Below are 6188 nucleotides of genomic sequence, written 5' to 3' on the forward strand. Positions count from 1 at the left end.
CGACGGCCGCGAGCGGCGCGGGCGGCTCGGCCGCCTCCTGGGTGCAGGCGGCGGCCGTCAGGGCGAACAGGGAGACGACGGTGCAGGCGGCGTTCAGGCGCATGAAGAAGGCTCCGTTCCGGGTCGCAGGGTTAACGCCACCGAACGGCAAAGGCTCCGCTTGGGCAAGAGGGCGGGTCGGAACCGGGCTCAGCCGCCCGCCGCCCTCGCGCCGATGCGGTCCTGAAGGCGTTTGCGGTACCGCCGGCTCAGCCGGAGCCGGACGCCGTCCGTCAGCACGACCTGATAGTCGCCTCCGCTCTGCAGCTCCAGGCCTTGGATCCGGTCGACGTTCGCCAGGATCGAACGATGGATCCGCACGAACCCCCGCTCGCCCAGGTCCCGCTCCAGCTCCGTCAACGTGCGGCGCACGACATGCGCGCGCCGGCCCACGTGCAGGCAGGCGTAGTAGCTCGCCGCCTCGACCCAATCGATCTCCGCGGGGTCCAGGAACAACAGCTGGCCCGGAGACCGGACGGCGATCCGTTTGGCGCGCTCCGGCGGTCGCGGGGAATAGCGGGCGAGTTGGTCCTTGGCGCGGTCCAGGGCCCGCCCGAAGCGCGCGTCGTCGAACGGCTTCAACAGATAGTCGAGAGCGCCGGCCTCGAACGCCTGCAGCGCATACTCGTCGTGGGCGGTCACGAAGACGACGGTCTGGGGCATGTCGGCGCCCAGCATCTCCAGCACGTCGAAGCCGTCGCACTCCGGCATCTGCACGTCCAGAAACAACAGGTCGGGCTTCGACGTCCGGATGACCTCGATCGCCTCCACCCCCGAACCGCATTCGGCGATCGACCCGATGTCCGGATCGCGGCGCAGCAGGACGGTCAGGTTCCGCCGCGCCAGCGGCTCGTCATCGACCACCAGGACCTGGATCGGCCGGGGAGATCCGACCTCGGCCGTCATGCGTCCTCCAGGGGCAGGATCACCACCACCTCCACGCCGTCGGTCCCTATCCGCCTCGGCGCCAGCTCGGCCCTGTCCCCGTACAGGATCTGCAGCCGCGTCCGCAGGTTGGCGAGGCCGACCCCGCCCGTCTCCCGCCAGTCGGCCGGAAAGTCCGGACCGTCGTTGTAGACGCTCAGACGCAGGCGGCCGTCACGGCGCGCGCGGCCACGCGGACCTCGCCCCCGGCCAGGCGAGTGGCGACGCCGTGCTTGATGGCGTTCTCCACCAGCGGCTGCAGCAGCAGGCCGGGAACCTGCGCCTGGCGCAGGTCCGCGGGGATGTCCACGCTGACGCGCAGGCGCTCCCCGAACCGGAGCGCCTGGATCTCGACGTATCGCTGCAGATACTCGATCTCCTCGCCCAGGCTCGTCCGGGGCCTGTGGGCGGTCTCCGACGCGCGGCGCAGCAGTTCGCTCAGGCCCACGATCATCTCGACCGCCGCCCCGTTGCGGTTGTCGCGCACCAGGCCGGCTATGGAGTTCAGCGCGTTGAACATGAAGTGCGGTTCGATCTGCCGCCGCAACGCCGCCAGCTCGGCCTTCGACAGCGCCTCGCTGAGCCGGGCCGCTTCGCCCTTCTGGCGCGCCGCCTCGTCGCGGGAATCGACCAGATAGGTGACGGTCAGGATCAGGGCGTAGGCGGCCAGGCAGTTCAGGGACTGGAAGAACAGCGTCATGCGCCAGGTCTCCCAGAAGACGGGCGCGGGCTGGATGGACCAGGGATTGAACATCACCTGAAGCCCGGACGACCAGGCGTCGACGGCCATGCTGATCGCCGCCAGGGCCAGAAGGTGGGCGGCGAGCCCGCGCCAGCCGGGCCGGCGGTGGATCGGATATCGCCGCGCCAGGCCGATGACCAGCGGCGCCGCCACGATCCAGGGCAGCCAGGCGGCGACCTCGGTCAGGAACAGCCGGATCTCCCGCAGGTGTTCGCCTTGCAGGTGGAGGACGACCAGGGACTGGCCCGCCTCGAAGACCGCGCCGGCGCACCACAGGGCGGCGATCCAGCGCCAGCGGATCGCCGGCGCGCCAGGGCGGGTCGTGGTCATGCGCCCTTCCTTAGCCCAAGGGCGCCGCCGCCGCCCTGATTATGCAGCGAACCGCCGGATCGGTGCAGCGAGCGGTCTGCGTCCCGGCGTGCGCCCTTCCTAGACTGCACGGCGAGGGTTTCCGGCGGTTCGCCCAGGCCGACCGCGGCTTGGGGCCGGTCCTATGGACGGGATTGGAAGATGTCACGCATCACGGCTATCGCGATCGCGCTCTCGGCCGTCGCCGCGCCCGCGGCGGCCCAGGACAACGCCCTCCGTTCCGCCGCCGACGCGTTCGGCGAGCGGGTGGGGATCGAGCAGTCGGGCCTCTACAGCGAGAGCCAGGTCCGGGGCTTCGATCTCAACGACAGCGGCGCCTACCGGATCGACGACGCCTACTTCAGCCGCGCCGGCCCGCTGGACGACACCCTTCTGGCGGGGGTGGGGGTGCGGGTCGGCGTCAACGCGACGCGGCTCGCCTATCCCGCGCCCTCGGGCGTCGTGAACTACCGGCTGCGCGAGGCCGGACCGGCCAACGAACTGCGGCTGGGCGCGGGCTATCGCGACTTCGGAACGCGCGTCGTCCAGGGCGACCTTTCGTTGCGGAAAGGGTCCGTCAGCCTCGCTGGCGGCGTCGTGTGGCGGCCCGAGCTGAACTTCGCCCCGGGCTACAGCGGCGACGGCCTCAGCTTCGGCGCCGTCGCCGCCTGGGACGTCGCGCCTGGTCATCGCTTGCGGCTGTTCGGTTCGGTCAATCGGCGCTGGTACGACGGCGACTATGCGGTCGTCCCAACAGATAACGCTCCGCCGCCCGACCCGCGCCCCCTTCGTCAGTACTCGCCGGACTGGGCGCGGACCCAGGCGGAGACCACCAACCTCGGCCTTCTGTACCGGGGCGAGGTCCGGGGCGTCTCGGTCGACGCCTCGGCCTTCCGCTCGATCTTCGACATCGACAACGCGGACATGACCCTGGTCTCGTCGGATGCTCAGGGAAACGCATCCGCCGTCACGATTCGCACCCCCAAGCGCGCCTACCGGTCCTCGGACACCGGCGAGATCAGGCTGGGGCGCGGATTCGACAGGGGCGATTTCGGCAACCGCTTCACCGTGTCGTTGCGCGGCCGGCGCACGGTCACCGAGCTGGCCTCCGGCCTGGTCATCCCGTTGGGCGCTTTCGACTTCCCCGACGGCGCTCCGCCGGATGCGCCGGAACGCCCGTGGTCCGGCACGCGCGGCGAGGACGTCGTCACCCAGTACACCGTCTCGGCCGGCTACAGCCTGACCTGGCGCGACCGGGTGCAGCTGCGCCTCGGGGCCCATCGGACCCGCTATCGCAAGGCCGTCCTGTCCACCGGCGGCGTGGCCAGCGAGCGGCTCAGCGAAACGCCGCACTACAACGTCTCCGCCGTCGTCAACCTGACCGACCGCGCCGCCCTGTTCGGAAGCTGGGTGACGGGGCTGGAGGAGAGCGGCTCCGCGCCCGCCTCTGCGACCAACCGCGAGGAGGTGCTGCCCCCCGTCGAGACCGAGCAGTTCGAGCTGGGCGTCCGCTACGCCCTGTCCTCCCGGCTGACCTTGATCACGGCGCTGTTCGACGTGTCCAAGCCCAGCCAGGGATCGCGCGCCGACGGGTCGTTCGGGATCGTCGGCGAGGTTCGGCACCGCGGCGTCGAAGCCTCGATCGGCGGCGAACTCGTCCCTGGGACCAGCATCCTCGCCGGCTTCGTCGCCCTGGAGCCGAAGGTGACGGGATTCCTCGTGGACGCCGGCGCCATCGGCGGCCGCGCGGCGGGCGTCTCGCCGCTGGTGATCAACGCCAACATCGAACAGCAGCTTCCGGCCGGATGGTCGGTGGACGCCGGCGTCAGCGTCTCGGGCGAACGCTGGGCGAACACGGCGAACACCTTCAAGACGCCGGAAGTCGCGACCGTGAACCTCGGCGTGCGCCGCAGGTTCAGGCTCGCCGGCCGCCCGGCCGAGTTCCGGATGCTGGGTTCGAACCTCGGCGGCGCCGAGGGCTATTGGGCCACCCCGTCCGGCCTTCTCAACCCGATCTCGCCCCGGACGGTGCGGGCCACGCTGACCGTCGCCTTCGGTCCCGGAGACTGAGCCTCACTCCGCCGTCAGCACCCGCGGCAGCTTGAACGTCACGGTCTCGCGCTCGCCGCCGTCCTCGACCACGTCGGCGTCGAAGCGGTCGCGCACCGCCTGCACCAGGGCCTCGATCAGCTGTTCCGGCGCCGAGGCCCCGGCCGTGATCCCCAGGGTCGAGACGCCGTCCAGCCAGGTCCAGTCCACGTGGCCGGCGTCGTCCACCAGCCGGGCGTCCCTGGCGCCGGCCTTGATCGCCACCTCGACCAGGCGGGCGGAGTTGGACGAGTTCTTCGAGCCCACCACCAGCACCAGGTCGCTGACCGCGCCCAGCCGCTTGACCGCCTCCTGACGGTTGGTGGTGGCGTAGCAGATGTCTTCCTTGTGCGGGTCCGGCAGCTCGGGGAATCTCCGCTTGAGCGTGGCCAGGATCTCGGCGGTGTCGTCGACCGACAGGGTCGTCTGGGTGGCGTAGGCCAGGGGCGCCTCGCCGGGCCGCTGGAACGCCTCGGCGTCCTGGACGGTCTCGACCAGGCTGATCGCCCCGGCCGGCAGCTGCCCCATGGTGCCGACCACCTCGGGGTGGCCGGCGTGGCCGATCAGGATGATGTGCCGCCCGGCCGCATGGTGGCGCTCGGCCTCGACGTGCACCTTGGAGACCAGCGGGCAGGTGGCGTCCAGATAGAACATCTCGCGCGACCTCGCCGTCGCCGGCACCGACTTGGGCACGCCGTGGGCCGAGAACACCACCGGCCGGTCGTCGGGGCAGTCGTCCAGCTCCTTGACGAACACCGCTCCCATCGCCTTCAGGCGCTCGACCACGTGGCGGTTGTGGACGATCTCATGGCGCACATAGACCGGCGCGCCATACTTCTCGATGGCGCGTTCGACGATCTGGATGGCCCGGTCGACGCCGGCGCAGAACCCGCGCGGCGTGGCCAGGCGAACGGTGAGCGGACGCTTTTCGGCCGGACGGATCGGCTGGTGGACGGTCATGGGCGGGAACCTAGTCGTTCGCCCCGCCGGCCGCCACCGCCCTTTCCTCGCGCGCGGGTTTGCCGCGCCTCGGTTTAGCCGCTATCAGCGGCAAGCGTGCGGACGGCGTCGGGCTGTCGCCGTCTCCTCGTTTCTGGAAGAGCATTCGATGCGTCGCGTCCTGAAGGTTTCCCTGGCTTCGCTGCTGGCGGCCGCCACCCTGTCGACCGGAATGGCGCCGTCGGTCGCCGACGCCCAGTCGCGGCCGGGCGGAGGCCAGGAAGGCCGCGGCCGCCAGACGCCGGGGTCCGAAGAGCAGCAGACGGAGTCGCGGCGTCCCCGCATCGCCCCGCTGCAACGCCGCGCCGCCGCGGGCCCCTGCCCCTATGTGAAGATTCTGTACGACGCCGCCCGCTACGTCGAAATGACCGGCGACCGGCCGTCGGCGGCCAACGTCGGCTACACCGGCGAGATCGAGGGCCTGGTCTCCGATTGCGCCTACCAGAGCGACCAGCCGATCCAGGTCGACGTCCGCATGCTGTTCAACCTGGGCCGTGGGCCGCAGGCCCAGGGCGAGGGCCGCACCTACCGCTACTGGATCGCCGTCACCGAGCGGAACCGGGCGGTGCTGGAGAAGACCTATTTCGACCTTCCGGTGAGCTTCGAGCCCGGCGCCAACACCGCCAGCGTCACCCAGGACCAGACCATCGTGATTCCCCGCGCCTCGGCCACGACCAGCGGCGATCACTTCGAGATCCTGGTCGGCTTCGAGGTCACGCCTGAAATGGCCCAGTTCAACCGCTCGGGCAGCCGCTTCCGCGTCAACGCCGGCACGGCCGCCCCGGCCGCCCAGCCGCCGGCCCGGTAATGACCGATCTCAGGACCGAACTGGGCGAAGCGGTCGGGGCCGCCTTCGCCGCCGAAGGCGTGGAGCCGTCGCTGGCGCGCGTCACCGCCTCGGACCGCCCCGACCTGGCCGACTTCCAGTCCAACGGCGCCCTTGCGGCGGCGAAGGCCGTCAAGGCCAATCCCCGCGAACTGGCCCAGAAGGTCGCCGACCGCCTGGCCGGCGATCCCCGCCTGGCCTCGGTCGAGGTGGCCGGGCCCG

General features: G+C 71.2%; 5 protein-coding genes and 1 pseudogene. 3 read left to right on the forward strand and 3 right to left on the reverse strand.

The window, feature by feature from the left end:
* Nucleotides 1-189 precede the first annotated feature (189 nt).
* Both AC2W7C_RS12435 and AC2W7C_RS12440 read right to left on the reverse strand, forming a co-directional pair.
* Nucleotides 190-945 (reverse strand): LytR/AlgR family response regulator transcription factor, encoded by a 756-nt coding sequence (locus AC2W7C_RS12435; RefSeq protein WP_486001724.1) that lies wholly within the window; start codon nt 943-945, stop codon nt 190-192.
* A gap of 175 nt (nt 946-1120) precedes the next feature.
* Complete coding sequence (locus AC2W7C_RS12440; RefSeq protein WP_486001725.1) at nt 1121-2035, reverse strand: sensor histidine kinase; 915 nt, start codon at nt 2033-2035, stop codon at nt 1121-1123.
* Nucleotides 2036-2215: 180 nt separating this feature from the next.
* Here AC2W7C_RS12440 and AC2W7C_RS12445 point away from each other — a divergent pair, with 180 nt between their 5' ends.
* Nucleotides 2216-4123, forward strand: a complete 1908-nt coding sequence (locus AC2W7C_RS12445) for a TonB-dependent receptor (RefSeq protein WP_486001726.1) — start codon at nt 2216-2218, stop codon at nt 4121-4123.
* Nucleotides 4124-4126: 3 nt separating this feature from the next.
* Here AC2W7C_RS12445 and ispH read toward each other — a convergent pair whose 3' ends face one another.
* Nucleotides 4127-5101 (reverse strand): 4-hydroxy-3-methylbut-2-enyl diphosphate reductase, encoded by a 975-nt coding sequence (gene ispH / locus AC2W7C_RS12450; protein WP_486001727.1) that lies wholly within the window; start codon nt 5099-5101, stop codon nt 4127-4129.
* A gap of 148 nt (nt 5102-5249) precedes the next feature.
* Here ispH and AC2W7C_RS12455 point away from each other — a divergent pair, with 148 nt between their 5' ends.
* Nucleotides 5250-5948, forward strand: a complete 699-nt coding sequence (locus AC2W7C_RS12455; RefSeq protein ID WP_486001728.1) for a Tat pathway signal sequence domain protein — start codon at nt 5250-5252, stop codon at nt 5946-5948.
* Nucleotides 5948-6188, forward strand: a pseudogene (locus AC2W7C_RS12460) (arginine--tRNA ligase); the annotation flags it as partial. The gene AC2W7C_RS12455 and the pseudogene AC2W7C_RS12460, both read left to right, overlap by 1 nt.

It is taken from the genome of Brevundimonas sp. CURTG3B2_SDJG (assembly GCF_057364705.1).

What these genes read in the sequence shown, in the direction of transcription:
- AC2W7C_RS12435 (WP_486001724.1), bottom strand. Translation starts at nt 945, where the DNA reads ATGACGGCCGAGGTCGGATCTCCCCGGCCGATCCAGGTCCTGGTGGTC.
- AC2W7C_RS12440 (WP_486001725.1), bottom strand. Translation starts at nt 2,035, where the DNA reads ATGACCACGACCCGCCCTGGCGCGCCGGCGATCCGCTGGCGCTGGATC.
- AC2W7C_RS12445 (WP_486001726.1), top strand. Translation starts at nt 2,216, where the DNA reads ATGTCACGCATCACGGCTATCGCGATCGCGCTCTCGGCCGTCGCCGCG.
- ispH (WP_486001727.1), bottom strand. Translation starts at nt 5,101, where the DNA reads ATGACCGTCCACCAGCCGATCCGTCCGGCCGAAAAGCGTCCGCTCACC.
- AC2W7C_RS12455 (WP_486001728.1), top strand. Translation starts at nt 5,250, where the DNA reads ATGCGTCGCGTCCTGAAGGTTTCCCTGGCTTCGCTGCTGGCGGCCGCC.